Annotated in this window: 16 protein-coding genes; 8 read left to right on the top strand and 8 right to left on the bottom strand. The window is 42.4% G+C overall.

Going from position 1 to position 19,199, the window contains the following annotated elements; all coding sequences use genetic code 11:
* Window positions 1-1,088: 1,088 nt before the first annotated feature.
* The 5 genes from MSWHS_RS07510 to MSWHS_RS07490 all read right to left on the bottom strand — a co-directional run bounded on the left by MSWHS_RS07510 (window position 1,089) and on the right by MSWHS_RS07490 (window position 6,767).
* Window positions 1,089-2,534, bottom strand: coding sequence for a 2-oxoacid:acceptor oxidoreductase family protein (locus MSWHS_RS07510; RefSeq protein ID WP_048130282.1), 1,446 nt, complete (start codon window positions 2,532-2,534; stop codon window positions 1,089-1,091).
* 2 nt (window positions 2,535-2,536) lie between these two features.
* Window positions 2,537-3,592 carry a 3-methyl-2-oxobutanoate dehydrogenase subunit VorB gene (locus MSWHS_RS07505; RefSeq protein WP_048127296.1) on the bottom strand — a complete coding sequence of 352 codons (1,056 nt, stop codon included), beginning with the start codon at window positions 3,590-3,592 and terminating at the stop codon, window positions 2,537-2,539.
* 22 nt (window positions 3,593-3,614) lie between these two features.
* Window positions 3,615-3,863, bottom strand: a complete 249-nt coding sequence (locus tag MSWHS_RS07500; protein ID WP_048127294.1) for a ferredoxin family protein — start codon at window positions 3,861-3,863, stop codon at window positions 3,615-3,617.
* A 499-nt stretch (window positions 3,864-4,362) separates the two neighbouring features.
* Complete coding sequence (locus MSWHS_RS07495) at window positions 4,363-6,036, bottom strand: AMP-binding protein (RefSeq protein ID WP_048127293.1); 1,674 nt, start codon at window positions 6,034-6,036, stop codon at window positions 4,363-4,365.
* 176 nt (window positions 6,037-6,212) lie between these two features.
* Window positions 6,213-6,767 carry a helix-turn-helix domain-containing protein gene (locus MSWHS_RS07490; protein ID WP_048127290.1) on the bottom strand — a complete coding sequence of 185 codons (555 nt, stop codon included), beginning with the start codon at window positions 6,765-6,767 and terminating at the stop codon, window positions 6,213-6,215.
* Between the two features lie 761 nt (window positions 6,768-7,528).
* Between MSWHS_RS07490 and MSWHS_RS07485 the strand changes: the two genes are divergently transcribed.
* Window positions 7,529-9,151: a PKD domain-containing protein gene (locus MSWHS_RS07485; RefSeq protein ID WP_231585637.1), complete on the top strand. Its 1,623-nt coding sequence runs from the start codon at window positions 7,529-7,531 to the stop codon at window positions 9,149-9,151.
* A 337-nt stretch (window positions 9,152-9,488) separates the two neighbouring features.
* On the opposite strand, the gene MSWHS_RS07480 is transcribed toward MSWHS_RS07485, so the two are convergent.
* Complete coding sequence (locus MSWHS_RS07480) at window positions 9,489-10,304, bottom strand: alkaline phosphatase family protein (RefSeq protein WP_048127284.1); 816 nt, start codon at window positions 10,302-10,304, stop codon at window positions 9,489-9,491.
* A gap of 209 nt (window positions 10,305-10,513) precedes the next feature.
* Between MSWHS_RS07480 and MSWHS_RS21955 the strand changes: the two genes are divergently transcribed.
* From MSWHS_RS21955 to MSWHS_RS07450, 7 genes are all read left to right on the top strand, one after another.
* Window positions 10,514-10,642, top strand: a complete 129-nt coding sequence (locus MSWHS_RS21955; protein WP_255350492.1) for a hypothetical protein — start codon at window positions 10,514-10,516, stop codon at window positions 10,640-10,642.
* 150 nt (window positions 10,643-10,792) lie between these two features.
* On the top strand, window positions 10,793-11,191 hold the full coding sequence (locus MSWHS_RS21340) for a hypothetical protein (protein WP_231585636.1): 399 nt from the start codon (window positions 10,793-10,795) through the stop codon (window positions 11,189-11,191).
* 164 nt (window positions 11,192-11,355) lie between these two features.
* Window positions 11,356-11,832, top strand: a complete 477-nt coding sequence (locus MSWHS_RS07470; protein WP_048127282.1) for a hypothetical protein — start codon at window positions 11,356-11,358, stop codon at window positions 11,830-11,832.
* 307 nt (window positions 11,833-12,139) lie between these two features.
* Entirely contained in the window at window positions 12,140-12,346 is a 207-nt protein-coding gene (locus MSWHS_RS07465) for a hypothetical protein (RefSeq protein WP_369798583.1), read from the top strand.
* Between the two features lie 70 nt (window positions 12,347-12,416).
* Window positions 12,417-12,710 carry a helix-turn-helix domain-containing protein gene (locus MSWHS_RS07460; RefSeq protein ID WP_048127278.1) on the top strand — a complete coding sequence of 98 codons (294 nt, stop codon included), beginning with the start codon at window positions 12,417-12,419 and terminating at the stop codon, window positions 12,708-12,710.
* A 90-nt stretch (window positions 12,711-12,800) separates the two neighbouring features.
* Entirely contained in the window at window positions 12,801-13,691 is an 891-nt protein-coding gene (locus MSWHS_RS07455) for a nicotianamine synthase family protein (protein ID WP_048158900.1), read from the top strand.
* 323 nt (window positions 13,692-14,014) lie between these two features.
* Window positions 14,015-15,235, top strand: a complete 1,221-nt coding sequence (locus MSWHS_RS07450; RefSeq protein ID WP_231585635.1) for a cytochrome-c peroxidase — start codon at window positions 14,015-14,017, stop codon at window positions 15,233-15,235.
* Between the two features lie 214 nt (window positions 15,236-15,449).
* On the opposite strand, the gene MSWHS_RS18425 is transcribed toward MSWHS_RS07450, so the two are convergent.
* Both MSWHS_RS18425 and MSWHS_RS07440 read right to left on the bottom strand, forming a co-directional pair.
* Complete coding sequence (locus MSWHS_RS18425) at window positions 15,450-17,405, bottom strand: beta-propeller fold lactonase family protein (RefSeq protein WP_052722649.1); 1,956 nt, start codon at window positions 17,403-17,405, stop codon at window positions 15,450-15,452.
* A gap of 119 nt (window positions 17,406-17,524) precedes the next feature.
* A complete protein-coding gene (locus MSWHS_RS07440; RefSeq protein ID WP_048125153.1) occupies window positions 17,525-18,769 on the bottom strand; it encodes an IS110 family transposase in 1,245 nt (414 codons plus the stop codon).
* Window positions 18,770-19,199: the final 430 nt, after the last annotated feature.

The following is a 19,199-nucleotide window of genomic DNA, read 5'->3' as shown; positions in this document are numbered from 1 at the left end:
TATATGTCTACATGATTATAAAATAAATGTAGATTGAGTGTTAAAGGGTTTCTTCTCAATCTAAGGTTGGATCGCAGGTAGGGATCTCGAGAATAGGGACTCGGCCCCTACCAACTACTTCTGAACAAATAATCATCTTTTAACAGTAATTGAATTTAGCTGACAACTGTTTCACATAAAATAATTACTCACTAATTATTTTTTAAAATATTTGTCTCTTTTTCATAATGTCTTCGGCTTAAATAAGCCTTATGATTGTTCCAACAATTCTGGTTTATAGTTGGATTATAATTGCATTGAAATTTTCAATGGCATTAAAAGTTCAATTGCAACGAAAACGTATAGCCAATTTGAAAATTAGAATTAAAAAAGGTTTTTTGGATCGGTTATGATATATATTACCGGATCGTTATAAAATATAGTAGATTGAGAGTAATAGGGTTTCCTCTCAATCTAGGGTTGGATCGCAGGTAGGGACCTCGAGAATAGGGACTCGACCCCTACCATCTACTTTTAAAATAACAATTAATTCTAAACACAATTCTTAAATTGTATTTACTTGCAAATTAATTTTCACTATGACGTACTATTTTTTACAATGTCTTTATTTTAAATAAACCTTATGACCGTTCCTAAATCTCTGATTTTCTTTAATTAGTATGCTTACCGGCTGTTAGAAGTCCTTTTGGTAACAGTCCTTTTGCTAACAGTCCTTTTGCTAACAGTTCTTTTGCTAACAGTTCTTTTGCTAACAGTCCTTTATTTCAGCTAAGCTCCTGTTGAGCTTCTACCCTACTACGAGAAGTCAAAAAAGCATATCACAGAGCATCATATCACAGACACAGAGCATCATATCACAGAAGGTGATATAAAGAACGGCAAAATAAAGCTGGAGAGGTGATGAGTTGGATTTTGCCGTTCTACATAAATTACGACTTTTTTCAACTATTTTTATGTTTCCTTTTGCCTCATTACCGGCAAGAAGATTACAGACGGATTTAACTTATTTCTCCGCCTGCTTGTTGCTGAAATTTTTTGCCTTTGAAATATTTACCTTTTGAAATATTTACCTTTTGAAATATTTACCTTTATACCTTAACATTTTCTCTTGCCCACTCTGCCCCGGCCTCGAACACCTGCTGGTTGAATGCAATAACCTTTGGTTTACCTGCAAAGTTCTCGGCAAGAGCTTCTTTGAAGGCTTCTTCTTCAAGACCTGTTGCGTTCAGACCCAGAAGGACTCCAATCATAAAGGAGTTTGCAGCTCTTTCATCGCCTGCTTCCTTGGCTTTTTCGGTTGCCGGGACTGAAACGACTTTTACGCCTGCAGGAGTCTCAGCTTCACCTATGGTCGAATCGTAGAGAATAAAGCCTCCTTCTTTTACTGCCCCTTCAAATTTCTCAAGGGAGGGGCGGTTCATGGCTATAAGGATGTCTGGGGTGTAGACCGTAGGAGAACCTATTGCCTGGCCTGAGATCACGACCGAACAGTTTGAGGTTCCCCCACGCTGTTCCGGACCATAGGAAGGGAACCAGGAGGCGTTAAGGTTTGCCTTGACTCCAGCCTGTGCAAGGATAAGCCCCATACTCAGAACTCCCTGACCACCGAAACCCGCAATCTTCGTCTGGATCGGAGCAAAGTCTGCTCTGATGGGTTTTTCCCCGGCTCCGGCTTCAATCCCGTAAAGTTTTTCCAGGGATTCCGTTGTGAAGTCGCTTACGCCCCTGTGGAGGATTTCGGCTTCTGTGGAGTTATCTCTGAAGTTCTTAAGTGGGAATTCCTTTTCCATTTCTTCATTGATGAATGCTATAGCCTGTTTGGCATCCATCCTCAAATTTGTCGGGCAGGCTGCAAGGACTTCCACAAAAGCATAGCCTTTGCCGTCGCGCTGGATCTCCATAGCTTTCCTGATAGCCTTTCTGGCTTTCCTGATATGAGAGATGTCCGAGACCGAAACCCTTTCAATGAATACCGGGGCTTTCAGGTTGGATAAGAGTTCACACATGTGCAGCGGGTAGCCTGCAAAACGAGGGTCACGGCCTTGGGGGGTGGTGGTGGTCTTTTCCCCTATAAGGGTCGTAGGAGCCATCTGCCCGCCTGTCATGCCATATACGGTGTTATTTACGAAAAAGACTGCAAGCTTTTCGCCCCTGTTTGCTGCCTGCAGAGTCTCGTTCAGGCCAATTGAAGCAAGATCTCCGTCGCCCTGATAAGAGATAACCACAGCATTTTCTTCAGCCCTTGAAACACCTGTCCCTACTGCAGGGGCACGGCCGTGTGCAACCTGAATATTACCTACATCAAAGTAATAATAGGCAAAGACTGCACAGCCCACAGGACTGATCATAACTGTCCTGTCCTGGATTCCGAGATCATCAATCGCTTCAGCGATGAGCTTGTGCAAAACCCCGTGTCCGCAACCAGGGCAATAGTGGGTGGCTGTTGGAGCTGCACCCCCTTTGCGAGGGTATTCCGCGTACAGGGCTTTTGGCCTTCCGATAACTTTTTCTCCGTTAATAATTTCTGCTGCCATTTTCATGCCTCCCCTGCAACCTTTCTGATTTTGTCCATAATCTGGTCAAGGGTAATCAGGTTTCCTCCCATGCGATTTACCAGTTCCACGGGCTGTGAACATCTAATAGCAAGCCTGATATCGTCTATCATCTGCCCGTTGCTCATCTCCACAGAGATGAAGGAACATCCCTTATCTGCAAGGGCTTTCAACTGCGCCTCCGGGAACGGGAAAAGAGTTTTGGGTCTGAAAAGCCCTACTTTTATTCCTGCCTGCCTGGCAAGATCTACGGCTGACCTGCAGATCCTGCTGCTTATACCGTAAGAGACAAGCACAATTGAGGCGTCCTCGGTCATGTATTCCTCGTAGTCAACCTCATTCTGCATTATAACCTCGTACTTTGCCTGCAACTTCTCATTGAACTGCCCGAGTTCATTGAAGTCCAGGAAGATTGAGGTTATCAGGTTAGGTCTGGTTTCTGCCGTTCCGTTGACTGCCCAGTTGGCATCGATTTTCGGGGAAAGAGCTTTTTTTGGGAACTCCAGGGACTCGATCATCTGCCCGAGCACTCCGTCAGCAAGCACGACTGCAGGATTCCTATACTTGAAAGCCAGCTCAAAGGCTTTCATAGTAAAGTCGCACATTTCCTGCACAGAATTGGGAGCAAGCACAATGGTCCTATAATTTCCGTGCCCTCCACCTTTTACGACCTGATTATAGTCTGCCTGCTCAGGCCCGATGTTCCCAAGCCCCGGTCCTGCCCGCATAACATCCACGAGTACACAGGGCAATTCTGCACCTGCAAGGTAAGAAACTCCCTCCTGCATCAGGCTGATTCCAGGCCCTGATGAGGATGTCATGACCCTGTGTCCGGCTGATGCTCCTCCGAAAACCATGTTAATTGCGGCTTCTTCAGATTCGGCCTGAACAAATTTCCTGCCAATTTTCGGGAAGTAACTGGAAGCATCGTGCAGTATCTCACTTGCCGGAGTTATAGGGTATCCAAAGAAACAATCACAGCCAGCGTAGAGTGCGCCGACGATTACTGCAGAGTTGCCTTTAATGAGTTGTGTTGCCATCTTTCTTCCTCCTTATCCTGCCTTATTCGGCTTCCTCCTTTTTCAGGGGAATATGGATTTCCAGTGCCAGGGGTTCAGGGCAGGTATAGTAGCAGCTCGCACAACCTGAGCAGCCTTCTCCTTTATACTCTACGTAGTGGTAACCCCGCGCATTCAGGTTCTCACTCATGAAAAGTACGTCCTTCGGGCAGGCAAGAAGGCAGCGCCCACATGCCTTGCATTCCAGAATATTAATAACAGGGTACGGTTTTTTTATATCAGTTTTTGCCATATAGAATCCTCACGCTATTCTTCCAGTCCCTGTTTTTCTCCAGCCGATATTGTATGGCAGACAGGAGAGCCAATCATTTTTAAGGGGCTTTCTGAATTCTGATATGTTCTCGAATTCTTGAATTATAGTATCACTTGAATTACAGTATCTCTTGAATTACAGTATATTTTTGAGAGTAAATCCGAACTATATATTCATTGAGCAAACTTTTCAGAAAAAGTTTAAGGTACTTATTTCTTTTCTTCCTTTTCCTTTTTCTGATTTAATCAGGACTTTATCTTCGCTTTCACGGAAGGAAACGAAAAAACTGTAGCTTTGTTATTTAGTCTTCTTGAACAAAGCGCACAGCTATAACCCATAATTAGTATAACCCACAAATTAGTCCTCTTGAGCACAGCGAAAAGGACCGCGTACTGTTGCGATTACATCGCAACTCCCAGAAAATCTCCGATTTCCTGCGATCCCAAAGCGCAATTCGGGTGAGGCGCAATTTGGGTGATTATTGTTTTTGATCCTGATCACGGATTTCTATCCTGCGGATTTTTCCACTGATGGTCTTTGGAAGTTCGGGGACGAATTCTACAATCCTGGGATACTTATAAGGAGCCGTGACATTTTTTACATGATTCTGCAGCTCTTTCTTAAGAGCTTCGCTCGGCGTGTAGTCCTTTGTAAGCACAATGGTTGCCTTGATGACCTGACCTCTGACAGGGTCGGGAACGCCCGTGATTGCACACTCCAGAACAGCAGGGTGCTGGATAAGGGCACTTTCCACTTCAAAGGGCCCGACCTTGTATCCTGATGTCTTGATGATATCGTCAGCCCGTCCCACAAACCACAGGTATCCGTCTTCGTCCATCCAAGCCATATCTCCTGTATGGTAGTAGCCGTCGTGCCAGGTTTCCACCGTCCTTCCGGGATCTTTTCCATAGTGGGCAAAGAGCCCGACAGGTTTTCCGTCCTTTGTGTTGATTACGATTTCCCCTTCTTCTCCAACATCACAGATCTTACCGTCCCTGTCCATAAGTTCAATCTTAAACCCTGGACTGGGCTTTCCGATAGACCCCGGTTTTGGTTCCATCCAGGGGAAGGTCGCAATGGAAACAACGGTTTCGGTCTGCCCGAACCCTTCCATAAGTTTAATTCCGGTGAATTCAAGGAAGCGGTTAAAGACTTCAGGGTTGAGAGGTTCGCCTGCAACTACTGCATACTGCAGAGTACTGAAGTTATAATGGGTGAGGTCTTCTTTAATCAGGAAGCGGTAGATCGTGGGCGGGGCGCAAAAGGTTGTAACGCCATATTTGGAGGCTTTTTCAAGCATGTTTTTGGCTTCAAACCGGTCGTAGTCATAGACAAAGACCGCACAGCCAGCTATCCACTGCCCATAGAGCTTGCCCCAAACACATTTACCCCAGCCGCTGTCTGCAACGGTGTAATGCAATCCGTCATCCTCCACATTCTGCCAGTATTTTGCGGTCAGGATATGTCCCAGAGGGTAGGTGTTGTCATGTTCTACCATTTTTGGGAAACCGGCGGTCCCGGAAGAGAAGTAGGCAAGGCAGATGTCTTCGTTCTTTGTTGCAGCTTCGCCCGTAGGGCGTTCGAAGATCGAGGAAATTTCCTCAAGTTCCTTTCTAAAATCAATCCAGCCTTCCCGGGCTTTCCCTCCCACCACGGCTTTTTTGAGAGGGACATCCCCGCATTCTAAATGGGCTTCATCAACCTGTTCAGGGACATCGTTCTCTGATATGCATACAATCATCTTTAATTCAGCTTTTTCAATTCTGTACACGATGTCCCGGGTTTTCAGCATATGGGTTGCAGGAACAGCAATAGCTCCAAGTTTATGGAGAGCCAGGATGCAGTACCAGAATTCGTAACGGCTCTTTAAGGTCAGCATTACATAGTCGCCTTTTCCTATGCCATATTTTGCAAAGAAATTTGCAGCCTTATCGCTGTAGTACTTCAGGTCTTTAAAAGTAAACCTTCTCTCTTCCCCGTTGTCATCACACCAGATCATGGCAAGTTTCTCAGGAGAATCTCTTGCATAGGCATCGACCACATCATAGGCAAAGTTGAAGTTTTCAGGGACAAGGATATTGAAGTTTTCCCGGAAATCCCCATAGGATTCAAAATCGGTTTTGGAAACGAATTGGCTCAGCAAGGAAGTCATTTTAGTCACCCGTTTTATTTGATTTTCTCTACATATTTTATAGTTCTTCAGGCTTCAGGAGGCTGATTTAAGTTTCAAAAACTCCCAGAGTTTTTTTTCCTGTATTTCGAATTTTTTATGCGGATTTTGCGTGAATTATTCAGGTCTGCATTAATCCGGTTTACATTTGATTCGAGTTACATAATAACTGCCAAGAACTTAGCGGGTTTTCCTTCTAGGGCTTCCATGGCATGTTCATAGTTGGAATCAAAATAAATGGAGTCTCCTTCATTAAGGACAATTTCATTATTATGGATGTAGACTTTCAGGCTTCCCTCAAGCACATAGTTGAATTCCTGTCCCGGGTGGGAGTTAGTATCAGGTTTTGTTCCCTGAGATTTGGGTTCGACTATAACAATGAAGAACTCCGCTTTTTTGTGGATAAACTTTTCAGCCAGGTTCTGATATCTGTACTGTTTTCTCCTTTCAACACTTACCCCTTTTCCATCCCTTGTGACTGTAAAAATATTCATGCGAGGCTCTTCTCCTGTCAGAAGAGTAGCCATGTCTACCTGCAACCTGTGTGCAATTTCAAAAAGTATGCTTGCTGGAATGTCCTCTGTTCCGTTTTCGTATTTCTCATAGGTCTCAGCCGAGACCTGAAGATACCCTGCCATTTTTTCGACAGAAATTTCGGACAGTTCCCGCAGTTCACGGACACGGGCTGCAATTTCCTTTATTTTTTCCTGCATAATAAATCTTCTCCAGCTTGATTTATTTGAGAAATCTAACTTTAATATTTACATAAAAACCTTTGTGCTATACCCAGGATTACCTGAACCTGTTAGAAAAAAAGTTTTTCCAGAAACATTGAAAATTATAATAAATATACATTACCATCTATCGTTAACATTCATCGTTACCATTCGTCAACTACCCCTGAGCTAAACAGGTCGTTCGACAATTCAATTCCATGGCAAAAACATGTAAAAAAAAAGGGGAAATACACTTATATACAACTCTATGTAACCCAGTACAATCATATGCATCAATAGATATCTATACATCAATAGGTGTCAATATACGACTCTGTAGCCAAAAAAACTGGGTTTTTTTACATATCTCACTTTCCGCAGATGTACACAAATAGGCAATTTATTGCTGATTTATCCAATATTCTCAATATTATGGCAAGTTGATTTTTAAGCCATGGTCATATTGAGAAAATTAGTGGCATTTTTGTGGACTTCTGCGGAAGGTCGGACATATTATTCGTTGCCATTATTTTTCCCAATTTGATTATATATTCAATCTAATTTTTTACTGATTTTAATTTTAATCTCTTTTTTCTAATATTTCTTTAAACCAACAATTTTATATCCTTTCCTTATAAAAACTTATTAAGTAATTTTTTGAATATATAATAGGGGTTTAGATGGCACAAACACAAACCTTCAGACGAACCTGCTTTTTACTGGCAATTTTAATTTTTATTTCAGTCTCGGAGACTGGAATGGCATCAGAATTTCGTGTTTGGCCGGGAGAATCCATCCAGAATGCAGTAGATGAAGCATATTCTGGAGATATTATCCTCGTAGAATCCGGAGAATTTAAAGAGAGTGTCTACGTTAACAAGGATAATTTAACCATAAAGTCGGCCTCTGGAAATCCTGATGATACATTTATTGCGGGGGAAACAGTCGGAAATTACGTTTTTGAAATTGTTGCCAATAATGTAAAGATCAGCGATTTTTCGATAACTAACGGCAGATGTGGAGTTTTCCTTAACAATGCTGAAAACTGCATAATAAATGGTAACAAAATTTCAAACCAGGAAGCAGGTATTTATCTGTTCAAATCTGACAATAACCTGTTAAACAACAATATGGTATATTCAAACCTGGACTGCGGCATCAAACTTCTGGCTTCTTCAAATAATGTAATCCGCGGCAACTACTTCGACAACGCAGAAAATGCCAGGGATTATAAGTTCAATGTCTGGAATGAGAGTAAAGGTAATTACTGGAGTGATTACGAAGGAACGGATGAAAACGGAGACTGTATAGGAGATGCTGCATACCCCATCAACCCTAAAGCCGGAAGTATGGATTACATGCCTTTAATGAAGTATGTTCAAACACCTCCGATACTGCCCAAAGCTCATTTCACTTCAGATGTAACAGAAGGCTCTATCCCCCTCTCTGTCAGATTCAAGGATTTTTCCGAAAATGCCACCTCGTGGTTGTGGGATTTCGGAGATGGTAACACCTCAAGTTATCAGAATCCTCAGCATACTTATCCCAGTGAGGGAAATTTTGTTGTTTCTCTTACTGTCAGCAACGAGAACGGTAGTGATTCGGCATCTGTAACTATATATGTTTTAAACGCTTCCGAACCATCCGGTCCCATACTTCCTACAGCTCAATTCATTTATAACACCACAAGCGGCCATGTCCCTCTTGTCATAAAATTCGTTGACATTTCCAAGAACGCAGATTGTGTTACGTGGACCTTCGGGGATGGCAAAACATCCTGCTGTCCGGAGCCTGCACATACTTTCTGCGGTCCCGGGAGTTATACAGTCTCCCTTGCAGCTATAAATGAAAATGGAACTTCTTCAGCATCTATAGTCGTAACTGTCCTGCCAGCTAACGAAGAAAATGTTGAGGCTGCTGACAGTATCGGAAGTTCAGATGTTGCGGAAAACTCTTTAAACACAGGGAGTAACTCTGATAATACAGAATGTGCCACCTGTAATGATGATGAATCTGTCGATGCTAATAATATTATTGATTCAGAAGGAACTGAAAATTCAGAATCAAAGTCTGACAGCGGAGACAAGGGTATAGGGAATGCCAGGATTGTCCACATGGAGGAGGAACTTGAGGATATAAAAGATTCCGTTATCTCCACTACCAACTCAAAGATTCTTACAGAAACTGGACTGTCCCTGGAAAACGAAACTCTCAAGGTTCAGAAAAACGTTGAAGATTTTGTAGATGATTCCTTACCAGAGTCTGTAGGGGATTCCTTGCCCGAAATGAAGACAAGAATCACCCCCTGGATTCCCTCCTTCCTCGGACTTGCCGGAATAATGTTCATTGTTTCTTTAATGAAAAGAGGCAAAAAAAGATGAAAGTGATATCTACTGAGGAAAGAGATCTACCGAGGAAAGAGATCTACTGAGGAAAGAGATCTACCGAGGAAAGAGATCTACTGAGGAAAGAGATCTACTGAGGAAAGAGATCTACCGAGGAAAGAGATCTACTGAGGAAAGAGATCTACCGAGGAAAGAGATCTACTGAGGAAAGAGATCTACTGAGGAAAGAGATCTACCGAGGAAAGAGATCTACTGAGGAAAGAGATCTACTGAGGAAAGAGATCTACCGAGGAAAGAGATCTACCGAGGAAAGAGATCTACCGAGGAAAGAGATCTACTGAGAAAAGATATCACTGAGAATGGGATAGCATTCTCAGCAGCAGCCCACAATCAGGGCAACATAGTTTTCTTCATGGTTTTTGATTTCTTCGCACGTGGCATTTTTTAACCACTTTTTTCCACCGTGAACAGCATGATCCCCGCAGATGAAGAAAATGGTCCCTTTTTCGGCATTCCGAAATATCGCTTCAAGATTTTTATCGATGGCTTTTGCTGCTTTTTTCATTTCATTCCAGGTCTCTACCCTGTGGGAGTAACGGTCAAGAGCTCTAAGATGTACAGCCAGAATATCGGGCTTTTCATTGAGAGATTGTAAAGCATACTCTGTTATCTGGCGGTCATAATCAAGGATGTCTTCGGAATTAGGAACCCCGTAAAAGTCCTTTATTCTGCCCCTGAAACTCTCGGCTCCTTCAGTCTCGATCACAGCAGCAACTTTCATCCCCGCCCTGTAAGCCCATTCCATGATGCTTTTGAGCTTTGGATTTTCAGAGTTCTTTGAGGTCTCAGCATAGATGTCCGCTGTTGAGTAGATTTTATGCTCCTCGGGCAGGTAGCCAGTGAAGATGGATGCAATTGCAGGGGATGTGATGGTTGCCGGAGACCTGCACTTTAACAGGAGCCCTTTTTCGGCAAGCTCATGCAGGTTTTTCATTACCGAGGAGAGGTGCCAGTAGAGAGAATATCCAAGGCTGTCAACTACAATAATAACTGCTCTTTTGCAGCCTCTCTCTTTCGCATATTCTTCTATTTCAGGAATCACCCTCCCTGAAGGTGGAACCATCGGAATTTTCAACAACCTCGAAATCGTAGGGGCAATATCAATGGTACTGCATTCAAGAACTTTCATAGAGTCTCCAGCCTATCTATTTGGCAGGGCAGTTTATATGTGTTTCCGGTAATGCCTATTTTAGACCAGTTTCTTTTCAAACTTCTGCTCCATAGTTTTGGAAGTTTTTCATCAATTGTTGCAACTCCCGGTTATTGCAACCTTTTTTTAAACGATACACGAATAAATTATTCTGAATAGGAGACAGATCAGTTTCAGGACGAGGAATATTGGGCAAAGAATATGAAGAACCTGCTGGAGAAGAGCTTGCTGAAGAAGAGCTTGCTAAAGAAGAATTTCCTGGACAGAAGGAAGAATTCTCCGAACTTATAAAATATACAGTTCCAGGCTACGTTTAAGGTCTCCTTGCAGGAGTTTTTCTGGATTTTCAGGGTTACCAGCGGAACGCTGCAGGGCAGTGGCTTGTCAGGACCCTTGCCGGAGAAGGAGAAAGTATCTTCGAAGGGATCTTTTCCATCCGCCAGCGCCTTCGGAAGACTGAAGGGAGTATGGCAGAAGCCTACGGCTGGGGTAAACTTTTTGGGATTGCCATTCCCTGGATAATAGACCTGGGAAGCCGACTTGCCGGTGTAGACGTCTACAGTATCGAGGGTTTTTATATCCCCTACTTCTATGCCCTGAGCGACCAGATAGGAGCCAACGTATCAGACATGTTTTTCCTGCGGCGGGCCGAAGGGTCATGGAAAGCCGGACTTTCCAGATATGTCCACCACCCGGTCATGCTGGCAAGTCTTTTTGTAATCATAATTGTCCCTATTGGACTGCTTGGAGCAAGAGTTATGGGTTTCAGCCCGACAACACAGACCTATACCGCCCTTGAGACAATTGCTGCAAATCTCTGCTGGATCCCGCCGCTTGTTGGATGGCTAAATGAGAAGTATCGCTGAATCATTTATATATGAGTGACAGTTGCAGCCAGGTTTTATATATGGTTATCTACTACATATGTAGTGTAAATACTACATATGTATCCAAGAATTCGATATGCAATCCATGTGTTACGAGGGAAAAAATCTCCAAACCATAAAAACTATAAAATGAAGGTGGAAAAATGAAGAAAACAATCACAGCAATTCTTCTGGGCATACTGCTGATAGGTACTTTCGGAGCAGCAGTTGTCAGTGCAGTAGCTTCGGATGATACAGGAGCAACACACGGCTACGGGTTCATGCAAAGATGGGCTGCCAGATCTACAGACTCTGGCGCAGGCAACTTCGCTACTTGCCCTTACTACAATGCAGATGGACCCGTAGAACTTAAAGTTAAAACCATAGATGAGGCTTTTGACATCGCAAAAGCTGAGATTGATGCCGACGTCTCCAAAGACAACATCTATCAGATGAACCGCTGGTGGATTGTCTCCTATGAGGATGAAGACGGAGTATACACGCAGGCAAGAATCGACACAGTAACTGGTGATGTGTTTACCGGATACGATGGTCCTGCAGGAACTCAGACCTGTGGAAGGTTTGCCCGCGGTTCCGGATACGCTCACAGACATGGATACTGCATGGGATATGGCAACTAAATTCCAACCATAAACCATCCTTTTTTTATTTGTTTTAACCTCTCAGGTTAATTATTCAGGTTTTTAGTATTATATTAGACCTCCTCTACCGGGTATTTTTTATATTTATGGTTGAAATCAGTATAATGAAGAAGAATAGATAGAATAAGAAGAAACATGAAGAAGAATAGATAGAATAAGAAGAAACAGATATCAAAACAGATATCAAAACAGATATCAAAACAGATATCAAAACAGATATCAAAACGGATAACAAACAGATAAACCAAAAAAAGCTGGTTTTCTCGAGGTGAATATTTTGAACGGTATGGGGTACGGCATGTATGGCTCTTTCTGGGGCTTCTTCCTGAACATTCTTATTATCCTTCTCATTGTGGGTGCAGTAATGGTGCTTCTGAACAGGTCAGGGTACCAGGCACCAGCAAGTAATGAAAAGCTTGTGAAGATCGAAAAGGATATAGAAGGTATCAAAAAAACAGTAGAAGAAATAAAGTCCAAGCTGGAAGAAATCTAAACTTTAATACGGGAAGAGAAGTTTAAGGAATGTTTCAGGTCCTTACTCCTAAAATGCGAAGGTATACCGGATGACAAAATCACTTCAACAAATTGTGAACATAGGCGAGGCCCTTTCCCACCCTCTCCGATTAAAGCTTCTCTACCTGCTGGCTGAAAGGGAGAGGTATGTGTATGAGCTTGCCAAGGATCTGGACCTCTCAAGGCAGGTGGTGAACCTGCATTTGAAGCGCCTGGAAAAAGCAGGATTTGTTGAAAGTGACCTGCGGCTCGAAGATGACGACATGCGAGCCAAGAAATTTTTTAAGTTGAAAGAGTTTGAGGTCTCCCTCTCTATGGAAGACCTGAAAAAGATTTTTGAATAACCGCAAGGACTTTTTCAATATCAGGTTTTTTTTTCCAATCTTCAACATGCATATATCCCAGGACATCATAATATTCTTTCAGGAATTTGTATGGTTATTGAAATTAACGAAAGCTTGGAGCTTTCAACTGAGACTGTTCTCGGAGAAATTCTTGCTTTGCACCGGGATATAAGTGTAATGTCCGACGATGAAATCCTGTACGGGCCTTTGGACCAGAGTGGAAAACTGTTCCGGCAGCTGGATTATTTGATCACCATGGACATTGAAAATGATGCAGCCCTCGAAATTTTGCAAAAGAAGGAATTGGACCCGGTCTTTGCTGATCTGAGCAGGTTTAGAAGTTTGTACACCGTAAGGATTGAAACCGAGCATGCAAATGAAATCCTTGAGAGTAACTCCCCCTGGGATGCTCTGGAAAAATTTCCCTTTTACGGAAATTATCTCAAGCTGGTTCGCACGGAATATGAAGGGCTCAGGCTTTCCCCCAGGGACAGGGTTTTCTTTCTTGGAAGCGGCCCACTTCCCCTTACCCTGATAATCTTTTTCAGGCAGCATGGGGTGAAAAGCACGGGGATAGAACAGGACTCTAGCAGGGCAAACCTGTCAAAAAGAGTGCTGGAAAAACTCGGGCTTTCCGAAGCTGTCACAATAATCAACGGAAACCATTTTTCGCTGAATGGAGAGGGCTTTGCACTGAATCTGGATACAGGGATTAAAGCCCTGATGATAGCAGCCCAGGCCGAACCCAAAAAAGAGATCCTTGATCATCTTTTCAAAGTAATGCCCGTCGGGAGCAGAATCTCCTGCAGGATTTACGAAAAAGGGTTAATGAAATTGCTGAACAGGAACTGCCTGTCAGACCTTCCGGAAGGTTTTAAGGAACTGGGAAGAGTATATCCCGAGCCTCCTGTCTATAACACCGTTGTGTTTCTGAAGAAAAAAGGTAAGAGTTTCAGCCGCCTGTGTTCTTCACAGGCTTAAATTTTTTTTTGTTTTCTCCTTAAATTTTTGCATTGAAACCTATGTCAAAAATAACACCAAATTTTTATTTTTATACTCTTGTTTTCCCGCAATACCCTGAAGATGCTGGTGTTTACTTATTCTGCGTTTAATATATCCCTTTATATATTTTAAAGAATACTACAGGAATGTTTTTATTATTGTAACCCATATATCTTCCACAAATTCCGAAAAAAGGATCTTGTGGAATTCTTTGCCGGGGAGTGATGATTGGTGACTTCTGTACCCAATAGTTTACATCATCTGATTTTTCCGGAATGTACAGAATAGTGAGGGAGATTTGTTTGATTAAAATAAAATTATGGACGCTTTTGCTGATTCTGCTCCTGACAGTGCTCATTGGATCGGCTTCCGCAGAATTGAATGAAACGGAACAGCTTGGAAAAAAAATATTTTTTGACAAGATTTCAAATCCTGACAGTATGGCATGTGCTAAATGTCATGCTCCACAAGTCGGATTTACCGGACCCATTCCTGGCATTAATCTCAAGGGTTCCGTATATCGCGGCGCTATGCCTCAGCGCTTTGGAAACCGTAAACCGCCAAGTGCCGCCTACGCCACCTTGAGCCCTGTTTTCCATTATGACGAAGAAGAAGATCTGTTCATTGGAGGTAATTTCTGGGATGGTAGAGCCACAGGAGAAATTCTTGGCAATCCTGCCGCAGACCAGGCTATGGGCCCGTTCTTAAATCCTGTAGAGCATAATAATCCTAGCAAGTTAGCAGTATTGGAACAGATAGCTTCATCGAAATATGTCGGGCTGTGGGAAGCTGTCTGGGGTCCGATGAGTTTAGACACCCAGGAAGAAATCGATGAGAGTTATGGTAATGTCGGTCTATCGATTGCAGCTTATGAGGATTCGAGTGAAGTCAACCAGTTCTCCTCAAAATATGACGCCAACCTGAAAGGAGAAGCCGAATTGACCGAGGAAGAAGCATGGGGTCTTGAGCTGTTCAACGGTAAAGCCATGTGTAGTAACTGCCATCCAAGTGAACCTGGCCCCTATAGCGATCATCCATTATTCACAGATTTCACCTTTGATAACCTGGGTATTCCCAGAAACCCGGATAATCCTGTCTATGATACTGAAGGAAGGGACTGGGTTGATCCAGGTCTTGGTGGCTTCCTGGAGACGAGAGAAGAGTGGAATGACACTTTCAATGTCACTGAGAATATGGGTAAACATAAAGTGCCAACGCTGCGAAACGTGGCCCTGAAGCCCGGAAATGGTTTCACTAAAGCATACGGGCATAACGGATACTTCAAGAGCCTGGAAGGCATTGTGCACTTCTACAATACCAGAGATGTATTGGCGGGCGAATGTGACCCCTTCACCACCGAGAAGAACGCCCTGAAGATGGGCTGCTGGCCAGAGCCTGAAGTCCCTATAAATGTTAATGAAGACGAACTGGGTAATCTGAGACTGAACGTTACGGAAGAGAAGGCAATTGTTGCATTCCTGAAAACTCTTTCGGACGGCTACTATGTTCCTGAGGTTCCCTAATAACCGAAGCTTGAGTGTAATGCCTATTATAAATGCATGCAATTAATTTTTTGGTTTGAGGGAAAAAATAATGCTGGATAGGATATTACCCTTCCAGCTTTCCTGTTTTCTACTTACTTCTTTCTTTTACCTGTACCTGAAATAGTCCTGTTTTTCCCTTCTGAAATCCGATATTGAGGATGCTGGATTATTTATGTTACTCTGTGTTGTTCCATTACTTTCCGGTACAGACCTTGACTATATAAGTTTTTGAACTTGTACCGAATTTGTTGGTCACTTTTAGTCTAACGGTGTATTTTCCTGCTTTTTCGTATACGTGCAATGGGTTCTGCTTTGTTGAATATGTTCCATCTCCAAAGTCCCAGTACCACTTAGCTGCATATCTCGAGCGGTCTGTGAACTGCACAGTATAGATGACTTTGCTGGCGAAGTTTGCAACAGGGTGCGGTTTAATTATTGGAAGCGGACACACACATTTCCCAACTGGGACAGGGGTGCTACCCACAGGCACCGTGTCTATTACAATGTTTGTGCTTGTGTCAATTATGGTGACAGTATTACTGATGATATTTGTCACATACACGTATATTCCCACGACTTCAATTCCAGCGGGATATTTACCAACATCAACCGTGGATACAACAGTATTTGTAGCCACGTTAATTATGGTGACAGTATTACTGATAATATTCGTCACATACACGTATGTTCCATCAGGGTGCATTGCGATTCCAGCGGGATAATCCCCAACATCAACCGTGGCTGCAACAGTGTTTGTAGCTGCGTTAATTATGGTGACAGTATTGCTGATAATATTCGTCACATACACGTATGTTCCATCAGGGTGCATTGCGATTCCTGAAGGATGATCCCCAACGTCAACCGTGGCTGCAACAGTGTTTGTAGCTGCGTTAATTATGGTGACAGTATTGCTGATAATATTCGTCACATACACGTATGTCCCATCAGGGTGCACTGCAATTCCGGAAGGATGGTCCCCAACGTCAACTGTGGCTGCAACGGCGTTTGTAACTGCGTTAATCACAGAGACAGTATTGCTGTTAATATTCGTTACATATACATATGTCCCAGCCGGGTTCACGGCGATTCCTGAAGGATGATCCCCAACGTCAATTTTGGCTTTAACATCGTTTGTAGCTGCATCAATTACAGAGACCGTGTTGTTGTTAACGTTAGTCACATACACATTTGTTCCCGCAGGATTTACCGCAAATCCACCTGCATCGGGACCTACGTCCACCCTGGTTGTAGTGTTTGTGGATTCATTAAGTACAGAGACCTCGCTGCCGGTCCCGATTGTTGGTGATACCAGGGCAAATGGTATGGTTTCGTTAGTTCCGGGTTCTGTTAAGTTGATTTCTGATAGCGTTAAGTTGGCTTCGATTTCCGTTAAGTTAGCTTCGAGTTCTGTTATGTTAGTTTCGGGCTCCGTTACGTTATTTTCGGGCTCTGTTATGTTAGTTTCGGGCTCCGTTACATTGGTTTCGGGCTCCGTTACGTTATTTTCGGGCTCTGTTACATTGTTTTTGGGCTCTGTTACGTTATTTTCGGGCTCTGTTACATTGGTTTCGGGCTCTGTTACATTGGTTTCGGGCTCCGTTACGTTATTTTCGGGCTCCGTTACGTTATTTTCGGGTTCTGTTACGTTATTTTCGGGCTCCGTTACATTGGTTTCGGGCTCCGTTACATTGTTTTTGGGCTCCGTTACTTTATTTTCGGGCTCCGTTACATTGGTTTCGGGCTCCGTTACATTGGTTTCGGGCTCCGTTACATTGGTTTCGGGCTCCGTTACATTGGTTTCGGGTTCTGTTACTTTATTTTCGGGCTCCGTTACATTGGTTTCGGGCTCCGTTACATTGGTTTCGGGCTCCGTTACATTGGTTTCGGGTTCTGTTACTTTATTTTCGGGCTCCGTTACATTGGTTTCGGGCTCCGTTACATTGGTTTCGGGTTCTGTTACTTTATTTTCGGGCTCCGGCTCCGTTACATTGTTTTCGGGCTCCGTTACGTAATCTTCCGATTTTGTTGCGTTTCCACCTGGTGGTTCTCCGTTAGCTGCACTTACTGCTACAGCTATTGCTGAGATTACAAAAATTAATGTAAAAATACAAAATATCTTTTGTGTTATGCCAGATGTTTGTTCTCCCATTGTATACCCCCAAACTCTTGCTCAATTCGATACAATTTAGATCTGGTTTTTGATCCATCTCTTCGACAGATTCGCTGCGTAAATATTATTTAGCATGAAAGTATATGAGGAGATCTTCCTCACGTACTCTCTCTTTCTTCATTTCTCGCAATTACATATATTTCACTCATTATTTTGATCCTTTCATCAACTGAGAATATCTCAGTCTCCACTATCTTTCTCTTTTGAATTTCCCCCTTTTTATATCCAGTTTCATCTTCATACATCTCCTCGTTTGTGATCAGATGCCATATAATTGTTGCAATTTTTCTTGCCAGGGCAATAATTGCCTTTGAATGCCCAATCGACTTCTTTTTTCTGTTGAAAAACTCTTTTAACCTGCTATTTTTTGTTCTTGCTGCTGCCTGAGCAATCTGTGTTAGAATCCACCTTGCTTCCTTAGATCCTCTCTTAGTGATTCTTCCGTTATGGTATTTATCCGCTGATTGGTACACATTCGGAACTATGCCAAGCCATGAAGCAAGCTTATCCCCTGAAGAAAAATCTTTGAAATCGCCTATTTCAGCAATAAGAGTTGCCGCTCCAAGTTCTCCTATTCCTGGAACAGACATTAAAATTTCCATTTCTTGCTTATGATTTTTATAAGCATAATTGAATATTTCTTTTTCCAAAATTTTGATTTCATTGTCAAGATGCTTTATGATATCCAGACAGATCTGAAGCCTGAATGCAGCACCTTGAGAGATTTCTCTGTCCAGAGTTTCCCTTATCTGATCACTTTTTTTACGAACATTTGGGGAAAGGCTTGCTATAATCTGGTCAACGCTTTTACCTGAACAAATTCCTGATAGAATTGCTCTACCACTCTTACCAAAAATATCTGTTAGCACATTCTTCAGATTAAACATTTCAGGTGCGAGTATGGCGTGAGCTTCATTTTTTATATCTGTTCTTTTTTGTACAAGGTTATGGCGAAGCCGGATACATGAACGAAATGTTCTATGGTTTTTTGGGAAAACTCTTGATGGTTGAATCATATTATTCAATGCAAGTTGTGCGATGAATTCGGAATCGATCTTATCTGTTTTTTTGTGTGTAAACGCCTTCATATCTCGGGCATTTCCAACTATAACAGGTAGATGTTTTATCAACGCATCATAAATCGGAACCCAAAAGTCACTCGTTGATTCACAGGCAACAACGTCACATTTATCTGATATAACCCAGTTTTTAAAAGCTAAAATTTCGTCAGGGGTTCTAGAGAAATATTGTTGCTGTTTTTCACCAGATCTACTGAGGATTGTAGCAATGAAAAAGAGTTTGTGAATGTCTAAACCACAAGCTTTGTTAATGACTTCAACCAATTTAGATCACCAAATTAGATCACCAAATTAATTTGGGCAGTAGAATTGCCTCAAAGGCCAATTTAGCATCCGTGATCAAAGTCACATTTGAGCCTTCGATGGCAATTCACTGGTTAGTTTTATCACGGCTTCAAAGAACCAAAATAAGTACAACCTTACTGCCCAAGAGAATGATGAGGTTGATAGGTAAAAAAGGTAAGGAAAAAAAAGTACTTTCATTTCTTTGTGCCTGTTATTCGAAGAATTTCATATGCGTTTTACCAATAAGTCATCTGAATTAGTTTCTAAAAAAAGATATTATTGGCAAAATTTTGAACTTATTTTATATGGTCAGTGAAAGCGATTTCAAATTGTATCAGTAAAGCATTAGTATTTAAACAAATATAATATATATAGAAATATAAATACGAATCATATAAAACAAAAAACA

The organism is Methanosarcina sp. WWM596, assembly GCF_000969965.1.
Classification (GTDB): Archaea; Halobacteriota; Methanosarcinia; order Methanosarcinales; family Methanosarcinaceae; genus Methanosarcina.
This window is presented reverse-complemented; position numbering and strand designations above follow the sequence as displayed.